16 protein-coding genes are annotated in these 22,703 nt (G+C 65.3%); 6 read left to right on the plus strand and 10 right to left on the minus strand.

What is annotated here, in order from left to right; genetic code table 11:
• Positions 1-36: 36 nt before the first annotated feature.
• Positions 37-3,489 (minus strand): transcription-repair coupling factor, encoded by a 3,453-nt coding sequence (gene mfd / locus LHL23_RS01165; RefSeq protein WP_226428494.1) that lies wholly within the window; start codon positions 3,487-3,489, stop codon positions 37-39.
• Between the two features lie 40 nt (positions 3,490-3,529).
• The gene (locus LHL23_RS01170; protein ID WP_222475593.1) at positions 3,530-4,051 is read right to left on the minus strand and encodes a component of SufBCD complex; all 522 of its coding nucleotides are present in this window, start codon (positions 4,049-4,051) and stop codon (positions 3,530-3,532) included.
• Positions 4,052-4,235: 184 nt separating this feature from the next.
• Here LHL23_RS01170 and hemB point away from each other — a divergent pair, with 184 nt between their 5' ends.
• Both hemB and LHL23_RS01180 read left to right on the plus strand, forming a co-directional pair.
• On the plus strand, positions 4,236-5,234 hold the full coding sequence (hemB, locus tag LHL23_RS01175; RefSeq protein ID WP_226428495.1) for a porphobilinogen synthase: 999 nt from the start codon (positions 4,236-4,238) through the stop codon (positions 5,232-5,234).
• 148 nt (positions 5,235-5,382) lie between these two features.
• On the plus strand, positions 5,383-5,958 hold the full coding sequence (locus LHL23_RS01180) for a YSC84-related protein (protein WP_222475589.1): 576 nt from the start codon (positions 5,383-5,385) through the stop codon (positions 5,956-5,958).
• A 102-nt stretch (positions 5,959-6,060) separates the two neighbouring features.
• Here LHL23_RS01180 and LHL23_RS01185 read toward each other — a convergent pair whose 3' ends face one another.
• Positions 6,061-7,062 carry an NAD(P)-dependent oxidoreductase gene (locus LHL23_RS01185; RefSeq protein WP_264181118.1) on the minus strand — a complete coding sequence of 334 codons (1,002 nt, stop codon included), beginning with the start codon at positions 7,060-7,062 and terminating at the stop codon, positions 6,061-6,063.
• On the opposite strand from LHL23_RS01185, the gene LHL23_RS01190 reads away from it, so the two are divergent.
• Complete coding sequence (locus LHL23_RS01190) at positions 7,054-9,531, plus strand: penicillin acylase family protein (RefSeq protein WP_226428497.1); 2,478 nt, start codon at positions 7,054-7,056, stop codon at positions 9,529-9,531. The two genes, LHL23_RS01185 and LHL23_RS01190, sit on opposite strands and share 9 nt — an antisense overlap.
• A 48-nt stretch (positions 9,532-9,579) precedes the next feature.
• On the opposite strand, the gene hflX is transcribed toward LHL23_RS01190, so the two are convergent.
• From hflX to trkA, 4 genes are all read right to left on the minus strand, one after another.
• Positions 9,580-10,851: a GTPase HflX gene (hflX, locus tag LHL23_RS01195; RefSeq protein ID WP_222475584.1), complete on the minus strand. Its 1,272-nt coding sequence runs from the start codon at positions 10,849-10,851 to the stop codon at positions 9,580-9,582.
• Positions 10,851-11,090 carry an RNA chaperone Hfq gene (hfq, locus tag LHL23_RS01200; RefSeq protein WP_005611588.1) on the minus strand — a complete coding sequence of 80 codons (240 nt, stop codon included), beginning with the start codon at positions 11,088-11,090 and terminating at the stop codon, positions 10,851-10,853. Before hfq ends, hflX begins: the two co-directional genes overlap by 1 nt.
• Before the next feature lie 121 nt (positions 11,091-11,211).
• A complete protein-coding gene (locus tag LHL23_RS01205; RefSeq protein WP_226428498.1) occupies positions 11,212-12,747 on the minus strand; it encodes a TrkH family potassium uptake protein in 1,536 nt (511 codons plus the stop codon).
• 1 nt (position 12,748) lies between these two features.
• A complete protein-coding gene (trkA, locus tag LHL23_RS01210; RefSeq protein WP_222475581.1) occupies positions 12,749-14,125 on the minus strand; it encodes a Trk system potassium transporter TrkA in 1,377 nt (458 codons plus the stop codon).
• 143 nt (positions 14,126-14,268) lie between these two features.
• Here trkA and LHL23_RS01215 point away from each other — a divergent pair, with 143 nt between their 5' ends.
• The 3 genes from LHL23_RS01215 (at position 14,269) to LHL23_RS01220 (ending at position 17,506) form a co-directional block, all read left to right on the plus strand.
• A complete protein-coding gene (locus LHL23_RS01215; RefSeq protein WP_226428499.1) occupies positions 14,269-14,706 on the plus strand; it encodes a hypothetical protein in 438 nt (145 codons plus the stop codon).
• 311 nt (positions 14,707-15,017) lie between these two features.
• Positions 15,018-15,152: a hypothetical protein gene (locus tag LHL23_RS23440; RefSeq protein ID WP_264181119.1), complete on the plus strand. Its 135-nt coding sequence runs from the start codon at positions 15,018-15,020 to the stop codon at positions 15,150-15,152.
• Positions 15,149-17,506, plus strand: a complete 2,358-nt coding sequence (locus LHL23_RS01220) for a caspase family protein (protein ID WP_226428500.1) — start codon at positions 15,149-15,151, stop codon at positions 17,504-17,506. The genes LHL23_RS23440 and LHL23_RS01220 overlap by 4 nt, the downstream gene beginning before the upstream one ends.
• A 42-nt stretch (positions 17,507-17,548) precedes the next feature.
• Here LHL23_RS01220 and ntrX read toward each other — a convergent pair whose 3' ends face one another.
• From ntrX to LHL23_RS01235, 3 genes are all read right to left on the minus strand, one after another.
• Positions 17,549-18,958 carry a nitrogen assimilation response regulator NtrX gene (ntrX, locus tag LHL23_RS01225; RefSeq protein WP_222475578.1) on the minus strand — a complete coding sequence of 470 codons (1,410 nt, stop codon included), beginning with the start codon at positions 18,956-18,958 and terminating at the stop codon, positions 17,549-17,551.
• The gene (locus LHL23_RS01230) at positions 18,955-21,234 is read right to left on the minus strand and encodes a sensor histidine kinase NtrY-like (RefSeq protein WP_222475577.1); all 2,280 of its coding nucleotides are present in this window, start codon (positions 21,232-21,234) and stop codon (positions 18,955-18,957) included. Before LHL23_RS01230 ends, ntrX begins: the two co-directional genes overlap by 4 nt.
• 100 nt (positions 21,235-21,334) lie before the next feature.
• Positions 21,335-22,702, minus strand: coding sequence for a response regulator (locus tag LHL23_RS01235; RefSeq protein ID WP_226428501.1), 1,368 nt, complete (start codon positions 22,700-22,702; stop codon positions 21,335-21,337).
• Position 22,703 lies beyond the last annotated feature (1 nt).

Consider the following 22,703-nt stretch of genomic DNA (forward strand, 5'->3'; position numbering starts at 1 on the left):
TTGCCAAGGAAATTCAAATTTCCTTGGCACCCGGGATCAGGCCTTGGCTTTCTTCTTCTCGGCCACGACCTTTTCCGCCAGGTCGCGGGCAATGGCAAAGGCGCCCTTGATCTTGTCGGCGTCTTTCTTCCAGTCGCGGCGCACGACGATCTTGTTGTCCTTCACCTTGGCCAGACCGTTCTGGCCCTGGATGAACTCCACCAGCCCCTGCGGCGAGGCGAATTTGTCGTTGTAGAACTGGATCGTCGCGCCCTTCGGGCCGCCATCCATCTTGGCGATGCCTGCGCGTTTGCACATCGCCTTGATGCGCACCACCAGCATCAGCGTGTTCACTTCCTTCGGCAGCTTGCCGAAGCGGTCGATCAGTTCAGCCGCAAAGCCTTCCAGCTCCACCTTGGTCGACAGCGACGACAGGCGGCGGTAAAGGCCCAGGCGCACGTCCAGATCCGGCACGTACTCCTCCGGGATCAGCACCGGAACGCCCAAGTTGATCTGCGGCGCCCACTGATCGTCGGCATCCGACAGGCCTTCCATCTCACCCGCCTTGATCTTGGCAATCGCCTCTTCCAGCATCGACTGGTACAGCTCATAGCCGACATCGCGCATCTGGCCCGACTGCTCCTCGCCCAGAAGGTTGCCGGCACCCCGGATATCAAGGTCTTGCGACGCAAGGGTAAAGCCCGCGCCCAGCGTGTCGAGCGAGCCGAGCACCCGCAGGCGCTTCTCTGCGGCCGGGGTCAACCGCTGGCGCGGCTTGGTGGTTAGGTAGGCATAGGCACGGGTCTTGGAGCGCCCCACGCGGCCCCGGATCTGATAGAGCTGGGACAGGCCGAACATGTCGGCGCGGTGCACGACCATGGTGTTGGCGGTCGGGATGTCCAGCCCGCTTTCGACGATCGTGGTGGCCAGCAGCACATCGTATTTACCGTCATAGAAGGCGTTCATCCGGTCGTCGAGTTCCCCCGCCGCCATCTGCCCGTGTGCCACCACGTAACTAAGTTCCGGCAGCTGCGCCTTCAGGAACTCTTCCACGTCCGGCAGATCGGTGATCCGCGGCACCACATAAAAGCTCTGGCCGCCGCGGTAATGCTCGCGCAACAGCGCCTCGCGGATGGTGACGCTGTCGAATTCGCTGACATAGGTTCGGATTGCCAGCCGGTCCACGGGGGGCGTGCCGATGATCGACAGATCGCGCACACCGGTTAGGGACAGCTGCAAGGTGCGCGGGATCGGCGTGGCCGTCAGGGTCAGCACATGGATGTCGCTGCGCAGCTGCTTCAGCCGTTCCTTGTGGGCGACGCCGAAGTGCTGCTCCTCGTCGATGATCAAGAGGCCGAGGTTCTGGAACTTGATGTTCTTGGCCAGAACCGCGTGGGTGCCGACCACGATGTCGACGGTGCCCTTGGCCAGTCCTTCGCGGGTCTGGCTTGCTTCCTTGGCGCTAACAAAGCGCGACAACTGCCTGACCTGCAACGGGAAACCGCGGAACCGTTCGGCGAAAGACGCGGCGTGCTGGCGGGCCAACAGCGTGGTTGGCGCAACCACCGCCACCTGCAGGCCCGACATCGCGGCGACAAAGGCCGCGCGCATCGCCACCTCGGTCTTGCCAAAGCCCACGTCGCCGCAGATCAGCCGGTCCATCGGCTGGCCGGAGTGCAAATCCTCCATCACGTCTTCAATGGCGCGTAGCTGGTCGTCGGTCTCCTGATAGGGGAAACGCGCCGAGAACTCCTCCCAGGCGTGCGGCGGCGGATCCATCACCGGCGCCTTGCGCAGGGCGCGTTCGGCGGCAATGCGGATCAACTTGTCCGCCATCTCGCGGATGCGTTCCTTGAGCTTGGCCTTCTTAGCCTGCCAGGCGCCGCCGCCAAGCCGGTCCAGAAGCCCTTCCTCATGCCCGTATTTGGACAAGAGTTCGATATTTTCGACCGGCAGGTACAGCTTTGCCTGTTCGGCGTATTCCAGCAGGATGCATTCATGCGCCGCGCCCGCCGCAGTCACCACTTCCAGCCCCTTGTAGCGGCCAATGCCGTGGTCCACGTGCACCACCAGATCGCCGGGAGTCAGCGATTGGGTTTCGGTCAGGAAGTTCTCTGCCTTGCGGCGTTTCTTCGGCGCCCGGATCAATCGGTCGCCCAGCACGTCCTGCTCCGAGATCACCGTCATGTCCGGCGCCTCAAAACCGTGCTCCAGTGCCCAGACCGCCAGATGCAGGCCGGACTTGCCGATGCGGGTGCCATCCATCACCGGGATCGCTTCGGCCAGGCCCTCATCCTCGATCAGTCCGGCCAGACGTTCCCGCGCACCTTCGGAGTAAGAGGCGATGAGAACCGGACCCTCTTGCATCCGCGCCTTAATGTGCGTGGCCAAGGCGCCGAAAAGGCTGATGTTTTCCTGCTGACGCTCCGGCGCAAAGTTGCGCCCGATGCGGCCGCCCGCATCCGCCACGCCGGGGCCGGAGGCCTGCGGCAGCGGATGGAACTGCACCACCCGCATATCCGCAACAGCCACCTCCCAGGCCGTATCGTCCAGATACAGCAAACCCGGCGGCGTCGGTTTGTAGACGGTGTCGATCCGCCCCTTCTGCTCCAGCGCGTGCTTGCGGGTGCCGTACTGGTCCTCGATGCTGTCCCAGCGCGCCAGCCGCGCGGGCGTCATCTGATCGTCCAGCGTGACGGTCGCCTGCGGCAGGTAGTCGAACAGCGTCTCCAGCTTCTCATGGAAGAACGGCAGCCAATGCTCGATCCCCTGGTGCTTGCGCCCTGCGCTGACCGCCTCGTAGAGCGGGTCGTCGGTTCCGGCCGCGCCGAACTCGATCCGGTAGTTCTGGCGGAACCGGGTGATCGCTGCCTCGTCCAGGATCACCTCGGAGACCGGCGCCAGTTCCACCACTTCCAGTTTCTCGGTGGTGCGCTGGGTCGCCGGATCAAAGCGGCGGGCGCCGTCCAGCACATCGCCAAAGAGGTCCAGCCGCACCGGGCCGCTTTCGCCCGGCGGAAAGATGTCGATGATGCCGCCGCGAATGGCATAGTCGCCCGGCTCCATCACGGTCGGGCTTTGGGAAAACCCCATGCGGACCAGGAAGTTGCGCAGCGCGTCTTCATCCACCTGGTGATCGACGCGGGCGGTAAATGCCGCCTCCCGCAGCACCTCCCGCGCAGGCACCCGCTGGCTGGCGGCATTGAGCGTGGTCAGCAGCACGAACTGCTTGGGCATCTGGTGCACCAGCGCCGCCAGCGTGGCCATCCGCGCCGCGGAGATGTCCGCATTCGGCGACAGCCGGTCATACGGCAGGCAGTCCCAGCCCGGAAACACAAACACCGGCAGGTCCGGCGCAAAGAAGGCAAGCGCGGCCCGCATCGCCTCCATCCGCTTGTCATCGCGGGCGACATGCATCACCGGCGCGCCGGATTTCTGCACTTCCTTCAGGATCAGCCGGGCATCGAACCCTTCGGGCGCACCGCCCATGGTGATTGCACGCTGTGCCATGCGTTGTCCTTTCCGGAACGCCGTTGGGTCCTGCCGCGGATCACAACGCCCCGATCGTCAGGTTCTGGTACATCCCCCAGAACGCCGTAACCAGAATTGAAACCGTGCCGACAAACTGGATGTACAGCCGGCAGAAGGACAGCCGCTTGCGCAGATCCTCGCCGGAAGCCCCCTCGCGCGCGATACGGCGCGCGGTCAGAAAGCTGATCAGCCCCACAACGGACATCGGAAAGGCCAGCAGAAACACCGCCTGCGCGATTTCCAGCAGGTAGACAAAGCCAAGCGTCGCCAGCGCCGACAGCAGGAAACATGCCAGCGCCACCAGCCAGGGGCCGGACACTTCGGCGATATAGAGCATCCGGTTCACGTTGACCCGGGTGATGTCCTCCAAATCCTGTTCGGCCTGCCCGCCGCGGCGGCGCGCCCGGTACACCATGTCGAAGGGAACACCCAGGATCCAGTGGCTGGCAGAGGACCACATGACCGCAAGCGAAATCCAGTACCAGAGGTTGGAGAACGACCGCAGGTCAATCATCTCGTAGATAATGTGAAGCAGATCCACTCCAGCCCCCATCTTGCCGCTGCCGGCCCTTCGGGCCTGTTTTATGTAACCGGCCCTATATCAACCGGGAAAGGCGCGCAGGCAAGCCCGCTTGGCACACAAGTTTTCCGGCGCGGCGAATGTGCCTCTTGTTCCCGGGGCCGCTTCCATGCCACCCATGGGCCAGCCAAAACGAGAGACCGCCATGAAGCCCACTGTCGCGCCCTTTCCCGCCGCCCGCCTGCGCCGCACCCGTGCCAGCCAGGCGATCCGCAATCTGGTGCAGGAAAACACCCTGACCCCGTCCGATTTCATCTGGCCGGTGTTTGTCCGCGAAGGGGAAGGCCAGGAGGAGCCCGTCGCCTCGATGCCGGGCGTGGTGCGCCGCTCGGTGGACAAGATCGCCGAAGCCGCAGCCGAGGCGCAGGCGCTGGGTATTCCTGCCATCTGCCTGTTTCCCTACACCGACGCCTCGCTCAAGACCGAGGATTGCGCCGAGGCCTGGAATCCGGACAACCTGACCAACCGCGCCATCCGCGCCATCAAGGACGCGGCGCCGGATATTGCGGTGATGACCGACGTGGCGCTGGACCCCTACAATATCAACGGCCACGACGGCTATGTGGTGGACGGCGAGATCGTCAACGACGCCACAGTCGAGGCGCTGGTCAAAATGACCCTGGCCCAGGCCGATGCCGGTGCCGACATCATCGGCCCGTCCGACATGATGGACGGCCGGATCGGCGCCATGCGTTCGGGATTGGAGCAAGCCGGCCACCACAATGTGGCGATCCTCTCCTACTCGGCCAAATACGCCTCTGCCTACTACGGGCCGTTCCGCGATGCGGTCGGCGCCTCCGGCGCGCTGAAGGGCGACAAGAAGACCTACCAGATGGACCCGGCCAACAGCGACGAGGCGCTGCGGCTGATCGAGCGCGACCTGATGGAAGGCGCCGACATGGTCATGGTGAAGCCTGGCATCGCCTATCTGGACATCTGCCACCGGGTGAAATCCGCCTTTGGCGTGCCGACCTATGCCTATCAGGTGTCCGGGGAGTATGCGATGATCCAGGCCGCGGCCCAGAACGGCTGGATCGATGGCGAAAAGGTGATGATGGAAAGCCTGATGGCCTTCAAGCGCGCGGGCTGCAACGGCATTCTCACCTATTTCGCCCCTGCCGCCGCCCGGCTGCTGAACGGCTGACATCCAAGGCCGGCGGCGCCGGATCACTTCAGCGGGAAGCCGCCAACATCGGCCTGCAAACGGATGACAGGCAGCGGTTTTCCGCGTATAACCCTGACCAGAGCCGGAACAAACCGGCCTTGGAGCAATTCATTACAGGCACCTGAAAATGAGCGATATTTCCTCTACCCGCATGACCCGCCGCGGTTTTGCCCTGGCCGCGCTGGCAGGCGCAGGCGTGACAGCCGCCTGCGGAAACGGCGTCGGCAACAGCAACGCCGCCACCATCGACGCCCGCGTTGATGCCACGCTGAACCAGATGTACAGCCAGTACCCTAACACCCGCACCCTTGCGGAGAAATCAACCGGCATGCTGGTGATGCCGCTGGTGACCGAGGCCGGATTTGTCTTTGGCGGCGCCTACGGTCGCGGCGCCTTGCGGATCAACGGCGTGACCGTCGACTATTACGCCACCTACAAGGGCAATGCCGGGCTGCAGATCGGCGCCCAGCAGTACGCCCATGTGCTGTTCTTCATGACCCAGGACGCGCTGGCTGGCTTCCGCCGCTCCTCCGGCTGGGCGGCAGGTGCCGATGTGGAATATGTGATCAAGGACGAAGGCAACGCGCTGAGCGCCGACACCAACACCCTGACCTCGCCGGTGCTGGCCGTGGTCTTTGCCCAGGCGGGCCTGCGTGTGGGCGCCACCCTGGAAGGCACCAAATACACCCGCATCATCCCCTGACCGGGCGCCGCGGAGGCGGCAGGATCCGCCTCGTCATCTGGCCGGAAATATCTCCGCCGGAGGCATGGCCTTTCCATCCGGAAAGGCCATTTCTTTTTGCCTTCAGCCGTCCAGCTTGCGCAGCCGCTTGAACAGCGACGAGGTGTCCCAGCGGCCGCCGCCCATTTTCTGCACATCCTTGTAGAACTGGTCGACCAGCGCCGTGACCGGCAGGCTGGCGCCGGTTTCATTTGCCGCGTCCAGGCAGATCCCCAGATCCTTGCGCATCCAGTCCACCGCAAAGCCATGCTCGAAATGATCGTCCAGCATGGTCTCGTACCGGTTGGCCATCTGCCAGCTGCCCGCCGCGCCCTGGCTGATCACCTCAACCACCGCGCGCCCGTCCAGCCCGGCCTTCTCGGCGAAATGCAGTGCTTCGCTCAAGCCCTGCACCAGGCCCGCGATGGCGATCTGGTTGCACATCTTGGTCATCTGGCCCGCGCCGCTCTCTCCGATGCGGCGGCAGATACGGGCATAGGCATCAATCACCGGCTCCGCGCGCGCATAGGCATCCTCGTCGCCGCCGCACATCACGGACAGCACGCCGTTCTCCGCCCCCGCCTGGCCGCCGGAGATCGGCGCATCGACAAAGGCGATCCCCTGCTCCGCTGCAGCCCCGTACAGCTCCCGCGTGACCTTGGCCGACACCGTGGTGTGATCGGTGAAAACCGTGCCCTTTCCCATGCCGGCAAAGGCCCCGTCGGCCCCCAGGCAGACCGAGCGCAGGTCGTCGTCATTGCCGACGCAGGCCATTACGAACTCCGCGCCGGAGGCCGCCGCCCGCGGGGTCGCCGCAAAATGGCCGCCATGCTGTTTGGCCCAGGCCTTGGCCTTGGCCTCGGTGCGGTTGTAGACGGTGACCTCATGCCCCGCGGCCTGCAGGTGCCCGGCCATCGGGTAGCCCATGACGCCAAGCCCCAGAAACGCGATTTTTGCCATCTGCTTTTCCCCTGATCTGTCTTCGCATATGTTGGCGCCAACCCTAACACCGCCGCCGCGGGGCGCAATCTGCCATGCGGCTGGAAATGACAAAAACCCAAGGGAAAACAACCGCTGATGGGACATCTTTTCCGCTGGCTGCTGCGCCTTGCTGCGGGCCTGATTCTGCTGAGCGTTCTGGCCGCTGCGCTGGTCTACTACCTGGCTTCGCAGTCGCTGCCCGAGTACGACAAGGAGCTGGCCCTGCCCGGCCTCTCCTCGCCAGTCGAAATCGTGCGCGATAATGCCAACGTGCCGCATATTTTCGGCAGCTTCGGCGCCAGCGACGAGGATGTCTACTTCGGCCTCGGCTATGCCCATGCCCAGGACCGGCTGTGGCAGATGGCGGTGATGCGGCGCACAGCCCAGGGCCGCCTGTCGGAAATTTTCGGCACCCGCACGGTGGAGACCGACACCTACCTGCGCCGTCTCGACCTCTACAATCTGGCGCGGCAGTCGGTGGAGGTGCAATCGCCGGAAGCGATGGCCGCGCTCAAGGCTTATGCTGATGGCGTCAACGCCCGGTTGCTGGAAATCAACGAGGACGCATTGGGCCGCGGCGCGCCGGAAATGTTCCTGTTTCAGATGCCGCTTGCCCCCTGGCAGCCCGCCGACAGCATCGCGGTCATGAAGCTGATGGCGCTGCAGCTGTCCGGCCACATGCGGGAAGAGATCCTGCGCGCCCGCACCTCGCTGGCGCTGAACGATGCGGACCGCATCCGGGACATCCTGCCGGATGCCCCCGGCAAGGGCCTGACCGCCCTGCCCGAATACGCTGAACTGGTGCCCGGTGCCCGGCAGTTTGCCGCCGCGGTGCCCGCAGAGGAAAACAGCCTGCTGTTCCCGGTCGCCCCGCGCGGGCTGGCCGGCGCCTCCAACGCCTGGGCCGCCGCGCCCAACCGTTCGGCGGCAGGCGGCACGCTCTTGGCCAATGACCCGCACCTCGGCCTCAGCGCTCCCGGCGTCTGGTACCTGGCGCGGCTGGAACTGGGCACCGGCGGGGTGATCGGCGGCACCATCCCGGGCATCCCCGCGGTGATCACCGGCCGCTCCGACACGCTGGGCTGGGGCGTCACCTCCTCCTACATGGACGACCAGGACCTGTTCATCGAACGGCTCAACCCGGAAAACCCGCAGGAATACCTGAGCGTCGGCGGCTACAAGAAATTTGTTACCCGCCCCTCGATCATCAAGATTAAGGACGAGGCCCCGGTCACCCTGACCCTGCGCTGGACCGACAACGGGCCGGTGCTGCCCGGCTCCATGTTCAACCTGGCGCAAATCACCCCGCCGGGCCATGTGGTGTCGCTTGGCTGGACCGTGCTCAGCCCCAAAGACACCTCGATGAGTGCCGCCATCGGGCTGATGCGCAGCGCATCGGTGCAGGAGGCGATCATCGCAGGCGAGGATTTCGTCGCCCCGGCGCAGAACCTGACGCTGGCGGACAAGGACACCATCGCGATGAAAACCGTCGGCGCCTTCCCGCTGCGCGACGCAGACCATCAAAGCAAGGGCCGGATGCCCAGCCAGGGCTGGCGCCCGGAGAACCGCTGGCAGGGCCAGGCGCCTTATGCGGAGAACCCCGAATTCGTGACCCCTGCAGGCGGCATTCTGGGCAACACCAACAACAAGATCCTCGACCGCCCGTTCCCCAAGCATGTCTCCTTTGACTGGGGCGACACGCAGCGCATCCACCGCTGGGAAAAGCTGATGCAGAACCGCGAGGTGCACACCCGCGACAGCTTCATCGAGGCGCAGCTGGACACGGTCTCCTACACCGCGCGCACCCTGTTGCCGCTGATCGGCGCAAACCTGTGGTTCACCGGCGAGGCCGCCCCTGCCGGCACCCGCGAACGGCAGCGCCAGATTGCCCTCACCCTGCTGTCGGAGTGGAACGGCGAAATGAACGAGCACCTGCCGGAGCCGCTGATCTACGCCGCCTGGCTGCGCGCGCTGCAGGCGCGGCTGATCACCGATGAACTGGGCCCGGTCGCCAAGTCCTTCCGCCATGTGGAGCCGCTGTTCATCGAGCGCGTCTTCCGCGATGTCGAGGGGGCTGCCGCCTGGTGCGACGTGCGCCAGAGCGCGCCGCAGGAAACCTGCACCGACATGGCGCGCCTTGCACTTGATGACGCGCTGATCTGGATCGAGGAACGCTATGGCGACGCGCTGGAATCGCTGCGCTGGGGTGATGCGCATCAGGCGGTGCAGGACCATGCTGTTCTGGGCGAGGTGCCGCTGCTGCGCTACTTCGTGAACATCCGCCAGTCCACCAGCGGCGGCGACAACACCCTGCAGCGCGGCAAAAGCTCCGGCAAGGATCCGGACCCGTTCCAGAACATCCACGCCGCCGGCTACCGCGGGGTTTATGACTTTGCCGACCCGGATAGTTCGGTATTCATCACCGCCACCGGCCAGTCGGGCCACCCGCTGTCGCGCTACTATGACGACATGGCCCAGCTTTGGCGCCGGGGCGAATACATCCCGATGTCGCTGGACGAAGAGCTGGCCCGCGCCGCTGCGGTCGGCATAACCCGGATTGCACCGAGGCAATAAAAAACGGGCGCATCAGCGCCCGTTTTTCTTTGTAAGCAGTTCGGAAGATCACAGCCTTTCGAATTTCGCCTTCTGCCGGTCGGTCCAGAGCACGGTGATGTCAAAGCCGCTCTCGGTCTGCTCCTCGCGCTGCACCAGATCCTCCTTGAACAGCCAGGCGCGCTGCTTGCCCTGCGCGAAGGTAAGCTGCAGCAGTTCCTCGTGCCGCACGCCCTGCAGCTTTTCGGCGATATCAGCCAGGAGGCCGTCCAGCCCCTCGCCGGTCAGGGCCGAGATCGCATGGATACCCTCCTCCCGCGCCGCGCGCTGGCGGCGGGCCTCGGCTTCTTCCTCCGGCAGCTGGTCAAGCTTGTTCCAGATCTCGATCCGGGCCCGGTTTTCATCAACACCCAGCGAGGCCAGGATCGCCTCGACATCCTCTGCCTGCTCTTCGCTTTGGTCGTGGCTGATGTCGCGCACATGCAGGATCACATCCGCGGCCAGCACCTCCTCCAGCGTGGCGCGGAAAGCGGCGACCAGCTCTGTCGGCAGGTCCGAGATAAAGCCAACCGTATCGGACAGGATGATCTCCGGCCCGTCCGGCAGCTCCACCCGCCGCATGGTCGGGTCCAGCGTGGCAAAAAGCATGTCCTTGGCCATCACCTCCGCCCCAGTCAGCCGGTTGAACAGCGTCGACTTGCCAGCGTTGGTGTAGCCCACCAGCGCGACAATCGGGTAAGGCACCTTGGCACGCGAGGCGCGGTGCAGCGTCCGGGTTTTCACCACTTTGTCCAGCTGGCGGCGCAGCCGCACCAGCTGGTCGTCAATGGCGCGCCGGTCGGCCTCGATCTGGGTTTCGCCGGGCCCGCCGACGAACCCCAGGCCGCCGCGCTGGCGCTCCAGGTGGGTCCAGGCCCGCACCAGCCGCGTCCGCTGATAGCTGAGCGCCGCCATCTCGACCTGCAGCACGCCTTCGCGGGTCGCCGCACGGTCCGAGAATATCTCCAGGATCAGCCCGGTCCGGTCGAGGATCTTGACCTTCCAGGCCTTCTCCAGGTTGCGCTGCTGAACCGGGGAAACCGGCCCGTCGATCAGGACCAGTTCAATTTCATTCGCCTTCAGGATGCCTGCCAGCTCTTCGATCTTGCCGGAGCCGAACAGCATCCCCGGATGCGCCTTGGGCAGGCGCACCACATTTGATCCGATCACGTCAAGATCGGGCAAGGCCGCTGCCAGCGCAACGGCCTCCTCTAGCGCGGGAGCAGCCTCGCGGCGCCCGCTGTCTGATTTGATTTCCGGATGCAGCACCCAGGCGCGGGTCTGCTTCCTTTCATGCTCCATCAATTGGAGTCTTCACCCTCATAGAGACTGATCGGCTGGGCCGGCATGATGGTCGAAATCGCGTGTTTGTAGACGAGCTGCGACTGTCCGTCGCGGCGCAGCAGCACGCAGAAATTATCGAACCAGGTGATCACACCCTGCAACTTGACCCCGTTGATCAGAAAGATTGTAACCGGAACCTTGGTTTTGCGAACGTGATTCAGGAAGGCATCCTGAAGATTCTGTCTGTCCGAAGCCATTTTTTATTGTCTCGCCTTTGTTCTTGCCGCGCGCTGCGGACCAGCACGCACGTTAAAAATCAGTATGGAGAAAGAAAAAATAAGTTTCCACCCGAAAAACACTTTTTACCCGCGGGGGCTGTCAGCTGCGCCAGAGGTTCGGTGACAGCAGCGCGATGAAGGCAAGGGTTTCGAGCCGCCCCAGCACCATCGCGATGCACAGGATCAGCTTGGCCGGCTCAGTCAGCTGGTTCAGCACGATGGGGGCGCTGCTGGCGCTTTCGGTCAGCGGCCCGGTGGTCGACAGCGCAGCGATTGCCAGCACCAGCGACTGTTCGAAACTCGATCCGACCGCGGCCAGCGCGGTGCTGACAAGCGCCAGCGACAGCGCAAACAGCATGAAGAACACCCAGGCGACAAAGGCGCCGTTCTTCTGCAGGCGCTTGGTGCGGTCGCCCGCGCCGCTGACGGAATGGGGGTGCACCAGCCGCTCCATCTCCCGCAGCCCGTTGAGGTAAAGCGCGTAGACCCGCAGCAGCTTGACCCCGCCGGCTGTTGTCGCCACGCCGCCGCCGAACACCGCAAGCCCCAGCAGGATCATGCCCGGGGTTTCCAGCCCCGACCAGCTCCGCGCGGCCTGCCAGTGCACGCTTTCGAAGCCGGTTGTCGACAGGAAGGACATCACCGTGAACACGGCCCCCCACAGCGCCTGCAGCGCCTGCAGCAGGTCCTCGCCCGCATCCACCTCATAGGCGGCGAACCAATGGCGCAGGAACAGCAGCATCGGAACGCCGAAGACGATCAGCAGCCCGGTGCGGAACTCCGGGTCCATGTCCAGACGCCCCTGCCCGGACGTCACCGTGTCGCTGGAAAAGGTCAGCCGCGACAGGGCGAAGAACATGAACAGGAACATCACCATCTCGCCGGCAATGCCGCTGCCGGCGTTCTCCACCCCGCCGGTTGCGGATATCCCGGAGGTCGCCATCACCGACATCGCGTGGCTGAGCCCGGTCAGCGCCTGCGCGCCGGTAATCATCAGCAACAGCCACAGCACCATGGTCAGCCCGGCATAGACCGGCGCCAGTGTGCGGGTGACAAGCAGCAGCTGGCGGCGCGGGTCGGCTCTTTCCATCTGCGCAGGGCCGGCGACACCGCCGCCCGGCTCCCCCTTGGCGGTGACTTCGAACCCGCCCAGCGACATCGGGGCCAGCACCGCCGAGGCGGCAATCCACATCAGCAGACCGCCCAGCCAGCCCACCATCGCGCGCCACAGATGCACGCTGGGCGGCAGCCGGCCCGGATCGCCCCAGATGTCGGCCCCGGTGGTGGTGATTGCGCTGACCATGTCGAAATAGGCGTTCACATAGCGGGTGGTGACCAGCGCGTCCTGCACCGGCACCGCCAGGAACAGCGGCAGCACGGTGAAGGTGGCCAGCAGCGACAAGAGCTGCCCCGGCATCCCGTAGCGCGGCACCCGGCTGCCCAGCGACAGCGCAATCAGCACCACCACGATCATCCCGGCGAGGCCGGAGTAGAAAAAGCTCTGCGATGTGTGATGGTCGTCCAGCACCAGCGCATGGATGGCCGGCAGCCACATCGCCAGCGAGGCGATGCCCCAGATCAGAAGGAACAGCGGCAGGCGCATCACGCCGATGGGGGCTTGGACAACGCGGCGCATCTTAGAAGTAGTCGATCGACACCTGCAGGAGACGCTCAACCTCGGGCACGTCGTCGGCCATCGCGAACAGCGCGATCACGTCGCCCTCCTCGATGCGGGTCTCGCCCGAGGGGCGCAGCATCTCGCCGTCTTTCAGGATGCCGCCGACCAGCACCCCTTCGGGGAAATCGGTCTCCCGGATCATCTGCCCGGCAATCGGCGAGGTCGACAGGACTTCAGCCTCGATCATCTCGGCTTCGGCGTCCCCCAGGGAGTAGACCTGCCGCACCCGGCCGTAGCGGATATGGCGCAGGATCGAGCTGACGGTGGTGGAGCGCGGGTTGATGTACGCATCGATGCCCAGGTGCGGCAGCAGCGGCACCAGGGTCGGGTCGTTGATCAGCGCAATCGCCAGCGGGCAGCCTTCGGCCTTGGCCCGCACCGCGGCCAGCATGTTGACCTTGTCGTCATCGGTCACCGCCAGCATTGCATCCGCCTTGTCGATGCCCGCCTCGATCATCAGCGACCGGTCCAGGCCGTCGCCGTTCAGAACGATGGTGCGCTCCAGTTCCTCGGCGGCGCGCTCGGCGCATCTGCGGTCCCGCTCAATCACCTTGGCCCGGATCCGGTAGGCACTGCTTTCCAGCGCCTTGGCCACTTCCAGGCCGACGTTGCCGCCGCCCACCACGACCACGCGGTCCTGGCGTTTCTCATGCTTGCCGAACACCTCGATGGTGCGCGGCACGTCCTCGACGTGGGAAAAGACATAACAGCTGTCGCCGACAAACAGCTGGTCCCCCGGTTCCGGGGCAAACAGCGTCCCGTCCCGGCGCACACCCACCACGATGGCCCGCAGTGTCGAGAACAGATCGGTCAGCTGCCGCAGCGGCGTGTTCACCACCGGGCAGTCCTCGTCGATCTGAATGCCCAAGAGCTGCGCCTTGCCGCCCATGAAGGTCTCGGTGTCGAACGCCGCCGGCGCCGACAGCCGCTGCATGGCAGCCGCCGCCACCTCCCGCTCCGGGCTGATCACCACGTCGATCGGCAGATGCTCGCGCTGGTAAAGATCGGAATAGATCGCGGTCAGGTAGCTTTTGGCCCGCAGGCGGGCAATCTTGCGCTGTACCTTGAACACCGAATGCGCCACCTGGCAGGTCACCATGTTGACCTCATCCGAGTGGGTGGCTGCGATGATCATGTCGGCGTCCCGCGCGCCGGCCCGGTCCAGCACGTCCGGGTAGGAGGCAAAGCCGTGAATTCCCTGCACGTCCAGGGTGTCCGTCGCCCGCCGCACCAGCTCCGCGTTGCTGTCGACGACGGTGACGTCGTTGTGCTCTCCGGACAGGTGCCGTGCGATCTGCCAGCCGACTTGGCCCGCGCCGCAGATAATGACCTTCATGTGCGTGTCCCTTGGCGGAAATTCAGGCTGAGTTTTGCCAGATGTGAATGACAGATGCCGCAATCACGGTCAAATTAATTGTAACTTCCTCAGTTTGCGCCCATTCTTTCCCCATGCAACGGAGCGTAACGGTCACGGCGGGCATGGCACTGCTGCTTTTCGCAACCGCCTGCGGGCCCCTTCCTGTCTATTACAGGCAGGGGGCAGAGGTTTCCCGCCTGCAATCCGATGAGCTGGCCTGCGCAGCGCAGGCGCTGAAGGATGCGCCCGTCGCCAATGAGATCCGCCAGCACCCGCCGGTCTATTACCCCGGCCGCAAGGTCTGTTCCGGCGGCAGCTGCTACTACTATCCCGGTTACTGGTCGCAGGGCAGCATATACACCGTTGACGTGAACAAGCCCCTGCGCCAGCGGCTGGAGAGATCCTGCATGGCTTCCAAAGGGTATCAGCAGATTGCGCTGAAACGCTGCACCCAGCGCAGCGCAGCAGCAGTATCCGGGCCGCGTCTGGCGCCGCTGACCGAAGCCGCCTGCGCACAGCGCAACCGCGATGGCAGCGTCACCATACGCCCCGGCGGCTGACGGCCCGGATCAGCCGCACCTGCTGAGAGTCAGCCTGCAGCGGGACAATTTTGATTTGCGGCCTAAGTTCAAGTAAGCTGAACGCCAATTGTTTTTGCCCAGTATTCTCAAAAGAGAAAGGTACCCGATGCGGATACATTTCCTGTTTGCCGTGCTGCCGGTTGCAGCCGTTACCGCAGCCTGCGAACCCACTGCGCCAATTGCTCCGCCGCCATCGGCAGCACCGGCTGCTGCCCCCTCAACCTACAGCGCACCTGCCACGCGCCCGGCCAGCACAACAGCACCGGCACCGACGCCAACCGCTCCGGCGGTTGAGACCATCGGGCCGCCCGGCGGCGGCGGCGCCGGTCCCGGTGGCGGCGGTGGTGGCGGCGGTGGTGCCGGTGGCGGCGGTGGTGGAAGCGGCGGCGGCGGGGGCTGGGGTTAACACCCGGATCACGCCATGACACTCCATTCCCCCGAACGTCCCGCTGTTGCTGCCGCGCTGCTGGCCTTTTTGCTGCTGCCACCCGCGGCTGCACAGGCGGCCTATGAAACCAGCGAACGGGGCGCGGCCCCGGAAACCGCGATTGTGATCGGCATTCAGGACTACGACCACGTCACCGACCTGACCAACACCCGCAAGGACGCCGAGGCGATGGCAGAGATGCTCAAGTCCTTCGGGTACACCGTCTATGAAGGCTACGACTTGGACAAACGCGGGTTCGAGGCGCTGCTGCGCCAGGCTGCCCTCAACATCCGCGACGGCAGCCAGGTGTTCTTCTACTACGCAGGCCACGGCATCCAGCTGGGGCGCCGCAACTACCTGCTGACCAGCGACGCCAAGCTCTCCGGCATCAACGACCTGCCCTTCCAGTCGGTCACGCTGGACAGGGTGTCCGCCATCATCGGCGGCAAGGCGGGCAGCCAGATCCTGATGCTGGATTCCTGCCGCGACAACCCGGTGCCGGATGCCAAGCTCAACGCCGAGGTCGGCGCCCAGCTCTATGAGGCGCGCGAAGGCTTCGACGTGTTCCGCCCGCCGCTGAACACGCTGGTGGCCTTTTCCACCTCCCCCGGCGCCACCGCGCTGGATGGCGAGCCCGGCGGCAACAGCCCCTATACCGCTTCCGTGGTGCGGCATTTCCCGGACAACCCGGACGAGGATGCGATGACCGTCCTCTCTGCAATCCGCAGCGACGTCTACAACGCCACCGGCAACACCCAGGTGCCCTGGGAAAGCTCGACGCTGATGCAGAAAATCTACCTGCGCCCGGCGGACCGGTCGCTGAACATCGCAGCGGCGGACCTGGGCACCGCACCGCAGACAACCGCCCCGGAGGCCGCTCCGGCCAGCCTCGGCCAATTGCCGGCCGAGCTGTCGGTCAAGATACCGCTTGGCCGGGCACTGGAGCTGGCACCGGAGATCAGCCCCTATGTCCAGGCGGGCACCACTGTGTCGATTGTCGAAACCCCGTCCGCCGGTGTCACCTCGCTGAATGCGGGTGATGGCCGCGCGCTCAGCCTCAGCTATGCCCCCAAACTGACCGAGCTGCCCGCCCGCAAGGATGGCGGCCAGGTCCGCAAGGACCGGATGGTGCTGCGGCTGGCGCAGGCGGACGCGGTGCGCGACGTGACGGTCAATCTGGAAATGATTGCACGGCAATGCGACCTGGAGGCCGGCGATCTGCTGGATTTGCAGGGGGTGGGCCTCTACCGCTTCCCCAATGAAATCGACCTCCGGGCAGCAGAGGCGGCCTGCCGCGAGGCGGTGGAAGCCGCCCCGGAAATCGGACGCCTGCATTATCAGCTCGGCCGGGCGCTGCAGGGCCAGGGCCACCTGATGGATGCCTACGAAGCCTTTGAAAAGGCGGCCGAGCTGGGCCATGTCCGCGCCTATAACGCGGTGGCCTATCTGCATGTCACCCCGAATGTCGACCGCGAAACCGTGCCGATCCCGTTTGACCCGGACAAGGCGTTTGCCCTGTGGGACAAGGGGATCGAAGCCGGCGACCCCTTCTCGATGCATGCCCGCGGCAAGCGGCTCCTGCGCAGAAGCAGCACGCCCGAGGAAAAACAGCGCGGCTTTGACCTGCTCAGCCGGGCGGTGGAACTGGGCCACACCTACGCCTTGAATGAGCTGGGCGTCTTCTTCCTGTGGAGCGGCGATGAGCTGGCACAGCCGGACCGTGGGCTGGCCTATCTGGAAGCCTCCGCCGGGCGCGGCGACATCTACGGCACCGCCAACCTCGGCTATGTCTACCGGGACGGCGGCGCGGGCAAACCGGTGGACAAGGAAAAGGCCAAGGCGCTGTTTGCCGAAGCGGCGCAGCTTGGCCACCCGCATGCCCCGGGTGAGATCGGCCGGATGATCATGAACGGCGACCTGCCCGGCAGCGATGCGGCCGAGGCGCTGGAATGGTATGACATGGGGCTTGCCCGCGGCGATGCCTGGGGCGGCGCCAACGGCGCCTGGGTGGCGCTGAACCGGCTGCCGGACCGGGTGCCGGCCCATGCCGCCGCGGCCCGGGCGGGCAAGGCGATGGCGCTGAATGATCCGGAGGCCCGCGCTGCCGCGCGGGATCTGCTGTCCGGCATGACTGAGAAGGATGTCTCAGCAGCCACCCAGTACATCCTGCGGCAGCTGGGATCCGCAATTGCTGTCGACGGCCAGTTCGGCCCGGCATCGCGCAAGCAGCTGGCCAATTGGGCGCGCGAAGCAGGCCTGCCCGCGATTGTCCCCGACGATCCCATCAGCCAGCTGCAGCTGGCTGCCCAGGTTCACTTTGCGCTGAACCCGATCCGCCAGGACCTGTTCTGATGGCGCCTGCGCCCGGTGCAGCCGGGCGCAGCGGCAGCCTGCTCAGGCCTGCTCTTCTTCGGTCTCCACATGCGCCACCCGGGCGCCTGCCTTGTTGGAGGTCACCACCCCCAGCGACTTCAGCTTGCGGTGCAGCGCCGAACGCTCCATGCCGACAAAAGACGCGGTGCGGCTGATATTGCCGCCAAAGCGGTTGATCTGGGTCAGCAGATACTCGCGCTCGAACGCCTCCCGCGCCTCGCGCAGCGGCAGGGTGGCCAGCGCGCCGGACAGCACCACCCGGCCCTCCTCCTGCGGCTTCTCCTCCTCGCGCGGCAGGTCCTTGGCCTCGATCGGGCCGCTGCCGTCGCCCAGGATCAGCACCCGCTCCACCAGGTTCTTCAGCTGCCGCACATTGCCCGGCCACAGCATCGTCTGCATCAGCGCCACCGCCTCCTCGGTCAGTTCGCGCAGCGGCAGGCCTTGCGCCTCGTTGAACTGGGCGATGAAATGGCCGGCCAGCAGCGGGATATCCTCGCGCCGGTCCGCCAGCGACGGCACCGCCACCGGCACCACGTTCAGCCGGTGGTACAGCTCCTGGCGGAAGGTGCCGGCCTCGATTTCGGCGTCCAGATCCCTGTTGGTCGAGGAGACCACCCGCAGGTCGACCCTGATCTTGTCAGAGCCGCCGACCCGCTGGAACTGCTGGTCCACCAGCACCCGCAGGATCTTGGACTGGGTGCCCAGCGGCATGTCGGCGACCTCGTCGAAGAACACCACCCCGCCGTGCGCCTGCTCCAAAAGGCCCGGCTCCACCCCGCGCTCCGCGGACTCACGCCCGAACAGCACCTCTTCCATCCGGTCGGGTTCGATGCTGGCGCAGTTCACGGTGATAAACGGCGCGGACGCCCGGTTCGAATTGGCATGGATGTAGCGGGCGGCGATTTCCTTGCCGCTGCCGGCCGGGCCGGTCAGCATCACCCGGCCATTGGACTTGGTCACCTTGTCCAGCTGCCCGACCAGGGTGCGGAAGGCCGCGGAGGTGCCGATCATCTCTGCCGGTCCGGTATCCTTGCGCTTCAGATCGGTGTTCTCCCGGCGCAGGCGCGAGGTTTCCATCGCGCGGCGGATCACCACCATCAGCTGGTCGATGTTGAACGGCTTCTCGATGAAGTCATACGCCCCCTGCTTGATCGCGGCGACGGCGATTTCGATGTTGCCGTGGCCGGAGATGATCACCACCGGAATATCCGGGGTGTCGCGCTTGACCGCTTTCAGGATGTCGATGCCGTCCATCTGGCTGTCCTTCAGCCAGATGTCCAGGATCATCAGCGCCGGCTGGGCCTCTTCCAGCTGGGCCATGCATTCATCGGAACTGCCTGCCTTGCGGGTGGCATAGCCCTCGTCCTCCAGGATGTCCGAGATCAGCTCGCGGATGTCGCGCTCATCATCTACAATCAGAATGTCACTCATGTCAGACCTGCTTTCACTGTGCTCTTGTTAGGCGCCGCCGCTTTGGCCGCGGCGGGCAGGCGGATCACCGCCATTGCGCCGTTATGCGCGTGTCCCTCAAACACCGGGGCGTCTTCCAGCGTCAGCGTGCCCCCGTGCTCCTCGATGATTTTCTTGACGATCGGCAGCCCCAGCCCGGTGCCCGCGTCGCGCGTGGTCACATAAGGCTCGAACAGCCGTGCCCGGTCTTCGGGCAAACCGATGCCGTTGTCGGCAATCCGGATTTCATAGGCATTGCCCGCCTGCTCGGCCGAAACCCGGATTTCCGGAACCAGCCCCTCGGGCGCACCTTTTTTCTGCAGGCTTTCAATTGCCTCGCCTGCGTTCTTGATCAGATTGGTCAAGGCCTGGCCAATCATGGTGGCGTCCAGATCCGAAGGCATCGCCGCCTCAGGCAGCGATGCGGTGATCCGCACACCCGGCTGGCCCTGCTGCTGCAGGATCACCGCGTCCCGCACCAGCTTGGCCAGATCTTCCTCGCGCCGCTCCGGTTCCGGCATGCGGGCGAATTTCGAAAACTCGTCGACGATGCGGCGCAGGTCGTTGGTCTGGCGCACGATCACATCGGTCATCGATTGCAGCTGGTCGCTGTTTTCCTCGCCCAGCTTGGGCGCGAACTTGCGCTTGATCCGCTCCGCGCTCAGCTGGATCGGGGTCAGCGGGTTCTTGATCTCATGCGCAATCCGGCGCGCCACGTCGCCCCAGGCCGCCATCCGCTGGGCGCTGACCAGGTCGGTCACATCGTCAAAGGCCACAACATAGCCTTCCAGGCCGCCCTCACCGGAGCGGCGCGGCGACATTCTGACCAGCAGGTTTTCGAGCCGGCCCTGGCGGGTCACCTTGATCTCTTCCTGCACCACCTCGGCGCCGGTTTCAGCCAGCTCGGCAAACAGCGGCCCGAATTCCGGCACCGCCACGGCCAGCGCCAGCGACTGCTGATCCTCCTGCCAGTCCAGCAGGCGTTCGGCGGAACGGTTCACAAAGGTCACCCGCCCGTCCGCGTCCAGGCCGACCACGCCGGAGGTCACCGACGACAGCACCGAGTCGAACAGGCGGCGGCGCTGTTCGATCTGCCGGGTATTGTCCAGCAGGCGGCCGTGCTGCGCCTTCAATTCACGGGTCATCTGGTTGAAATACTGGCCCAGTTGGGAAATCTCGTCGCCGCGGTCGTCAATCGGCACCTGCACATCCAGATTGCCGGCCCCGACCCGCTGCGCTGCCACCGTCAGCCGTCCCACCGGTCGCGACAGCCGTTCGGCGAACCACATGCCCAGCCACATCGCCGCCAGGATCAGGATCACCGCAAAGCCGATATAAAGCAGCGCAAATTCGAACAGCACCCGGCCGCGTTCGCTCTCCAACTGCTGATAGAGATGCGCCGTTTCCTGGGTATCATCCAGCAGGTTCAGCAGCTCGCCGTCCACATCCCGGCTGATGTACAGAAACCGGTCGACAAACGCATCAAGCCGCACCAGCGCGCGGAATTCGCTGTTGTCCCAATCCTCGATCAGCAGCAGGCCGTCATCGCGGGCGGCACCGATCTGCCGGTTGTTCGGCTCCTCGAAATCGAACTCGTAAGAGCGCTCCCCCCGCGCCCGGATCTGCCCGGCGCCATCGACGATATAGGCTTCGCGCAGCCCCCGCTGGACTTGCAGCTGGCCCTGCGACAGCACCAGCCGCAGTTCCGCGTCGTTGATGAAGAAACTGCGCGCGCGGCTGTTGTCGAGGAATCGCGCCAGCGCGCGGGCGTCCTCGGTCAGGTCGTCTTTCTGCTGGGCCTGGTAGGCCTCGGCTGCGGCCAGCGAGCTGCCGATCACCTGGCGGACCCGCTGCGAAAACCAGCCCTCAAGCCCGACGTTCACGGTGAGCACCGCAAAGACCGCAACGATGACAGTGGGGATCAGCGCCAGAAACCCGAAGGCCCCGATCAGCCGCAAATGCAGCCGAGAGCCCGCGGATTTCGACCGCCGCGCTGCAAACAGGCGCACGATCTGGGCCATCACCAGCGCAGCAATGGTCAGGATGTAGACCAGGTCTGCCAGCAGGATGAGCCGCAGCGACCGGGACGACGCGCCCTGCCCCAGCGGACCGATGATAAGGAATGTCGCCAGCGCCAGAACCGGCCCCAGCACCACCAGCCCGATGGTCCCGATATTGCGGGCCCGTCGGGTTCTGCGCCACCTGTCCAAGGCGGCAAACGGCCCGTATGCCGCCCTCAGATGTGACTTATGCGCCACTGACTGCCCTCATCCTGATGTGCGACTCTTTGCGAGTCACCGCCATATCTCGTGGCTCTGCCTAGGAAATTCACGGCACGGCCACATTTCTGTGGCGATATTACATCAGTTTGCGGCGGCGTGTCACCTCAATATCCAGATCGGTGATCTTCTTACGCAGGGTATTCCGGTTGATCCCCAGCAAATCCGCGCATTTTGCCTGGTTGCCTCCGGTTGCAGCCAGGGCGATTTCGATCAGGGGCGTCTCCACTTCGCGCAGCAGCCGCATATACAGGCCCGGCGGCGGCAGCATGTCGCCATGCAGGTCGAAATAGCGCTGCAGATGGCGGCCCACCGCTTCCGACAGCTTCTCGTTTGCCAGTCCTGCCACGGCAGGCTGTGCCTCCGCCTGCGGCCCCAGCACGGCCTCGGCATCGGCCCGGCTGATCTCCTCGCTGCGCGCGGTCAAAGCCAGCCGCCAGACCGTGTTCTCCAGCTGCCGCACATTGCCGGGCCAGGCGAACCGGCGCAGCACCTCGCGCGCGTTCTCGCTCAGCTGCCGGTGCGGCGCGCCTTCGTTTTCCGCCTTGATCAGGAAATGCTCCGCCAAGAGCGGAATATCCTCCACCCGCTCGCGCAGGGCCGGAACATGCAAGGCGGTGCCGCAGATCCGATAGTACAGGTCCTGGCGCAGCTCCCCGGCCTCCATCGCCGCGGCCAGATCCTTCTGGCTGGAGGCAATGAAGCGCGGCGCGTGATCGCCCGGCGCATCCATCATCCGAACCAGCCGCGCCTGCGCTTCCTCCGGCAGGTCGGCCAGCTCATCAATCACAAGGGTGCCGCCCCTGGCCTGGGCCAGCAGCCGCGCCGGGCCTTCCAGCTCAATCATTGCGGCAGCGTCCGCATGCACAAGCGGCAGGGTCCGCCGGTCTGAGAAATCGTGAATTGCCTGCGCGATCAAGGATTTGCCAGTGCCGCTTTCACCAGTGATCAACAGCGGCAGATCGGTGTTCATCACCCGTGCGATCAGCCGGTACAGCGCCTGCATCACCTCGCTGCGGCCGATCAGCGGCAGCTCTTCCGGGCGCTCCCGCGCCTCCGCCTTCGCCGCGGCCGGTGCCACCCGCTTGGCGGACAGCGCCTTGGCGGTGCGCTTCATCAGCTCCGGCAGGTCAAAGGGCTTGGGCAGGTAATCATAGGCGTCCGCCTCCTCTGCCTTGATTGCCGTCATGATGGTATTCTGCGCCGAGATCACAATCACCGGCAGGCCGGGCCGGTCGGCCTGGATCTTGGGCAGCATCTCCAGCCCGTTTCCGTCCGGCATCATCACGTCCGATATCACCACATCGCCCTTGCCCTCGCCGACCCAGCGCATCAGCGTCGTCAGCGAGGAGGTTGCATGCACCTTGCAGCCAGCGCGGGTCAGCGCCTGGGTCAGAACAGTGCGAATGGTGCGGTCGTCGTCAGCGACCAGAACGGTGCCGTCCATG

It is taken from the genome of Leisingera sp. McT4-56, assembly GCF_020514995.1.
In the GTDB taxonomy this organism is placed as follows: domain Bacteria; phylum Pseudomonadota; class Alphaproteobacteria; order Rhodobacterales; family Rhodobacteraceae; genus Leisingera; species Leisingera aquaemixtae_A.

What these genes read in the sequence shown, in the direction of transcription:
- mfd (WP_226428494.1), bottom strand. Translation starts at nt 3,489, where the DNA reads ATGGCACAGCGTGCAATCACCATGGGCGGTGCGCCCGAAGGGTTCGAT.
- hemB (WP_226428495.1), top strand. Translation starts at nt 4,236, where the DNA reads ATGAAGCCCACTGTCGCGCCCTTTCCCGCCGCCCGCCTGCGCCGCACC.
- LHL23_RS01180 (WP_222475589.1), top strand. Translation starts at nt 5,383, where the DNA reads ATGAGCGATATTTCCTCTACCCGCATGACCCGCCGCGGTTTTGCCCTG.
- LHL23_RS01190 (WP_226428497.1), top strand. Translation starts at nt 7,054, where the DNA reads ATGGGACATCTTTTCCGCTGGCTGCTGCGCCTTGCTGCGGGCCTGATT.
- LHL23_RS01185 (WP_264181118.1), bottom strand. Translation starts at nt 7,062, where the DNA reads ATGTCCCATCAGCGGTTGTTTTCCCTTGGGTTTTTGTCATTTCCAGCC.
- hflX (WP_222475584.1), bottom strand. Translation starts at nt 10,851, where the DNA reads ATGGAGCATGAAAGGAAGCAGACCCGCGCCTGGGTGCTGCATCCGGAA.
- hfq (WP_005611588.1), bottom strand. Translation starts at nt 11,090, where the DNA reads ATGGCTTCGGACAGACAGAATCTTCAGGATGCCTTCCTGAATCACGTT.
- LHL23_RS01205 (WP_226428498.1), bottom strand. Translation starts at nt 12,747, where the DNA reads ATGCGCCGCGTTGTCCAAGCCCCCATCGGCGTGATGCGCCTGCCGCTG.
- trkA (WP_222475581.1), bottom strand. Translation starts at nt 14,125, where the DNA reads ATGAAGGTCATTATCTGCGGCGCGGGCCAAGTCGGCTGGCAGATCGCA.
- LHL23_RS01215 (WP_226428499.1), top strand. Translation starts at nt 14,269, where the DNA reads ATGGCACTGCTGCTTTTCGCAACCGCCTGCGGGCCCCTTCCTGTCTAT.
- LHL23_RS01220 (WP_226428500.1), top strand. Translation starts at nt 15,149, where the DNA reads ATGACACTCCATTCCCCCGAACGTCCCGCTGTTGCTGCCGCGCTGCTG.
- ntrX (WP_222475578.1), bottom strand. Translation starts at nt 18,958, where the DNA reads ATGAGTGACATTCTGATTGTAGATGATGAGCGCGACATCCGCGAGCTG.
- LHL23_RS01235 (WP_226428501.1), bottom strand. Translation starts at nt 22,702, where the DNA reads ATGGACGGCACCGTTCTGGTCGCTGACGACGACCGCACCATTCGCACT.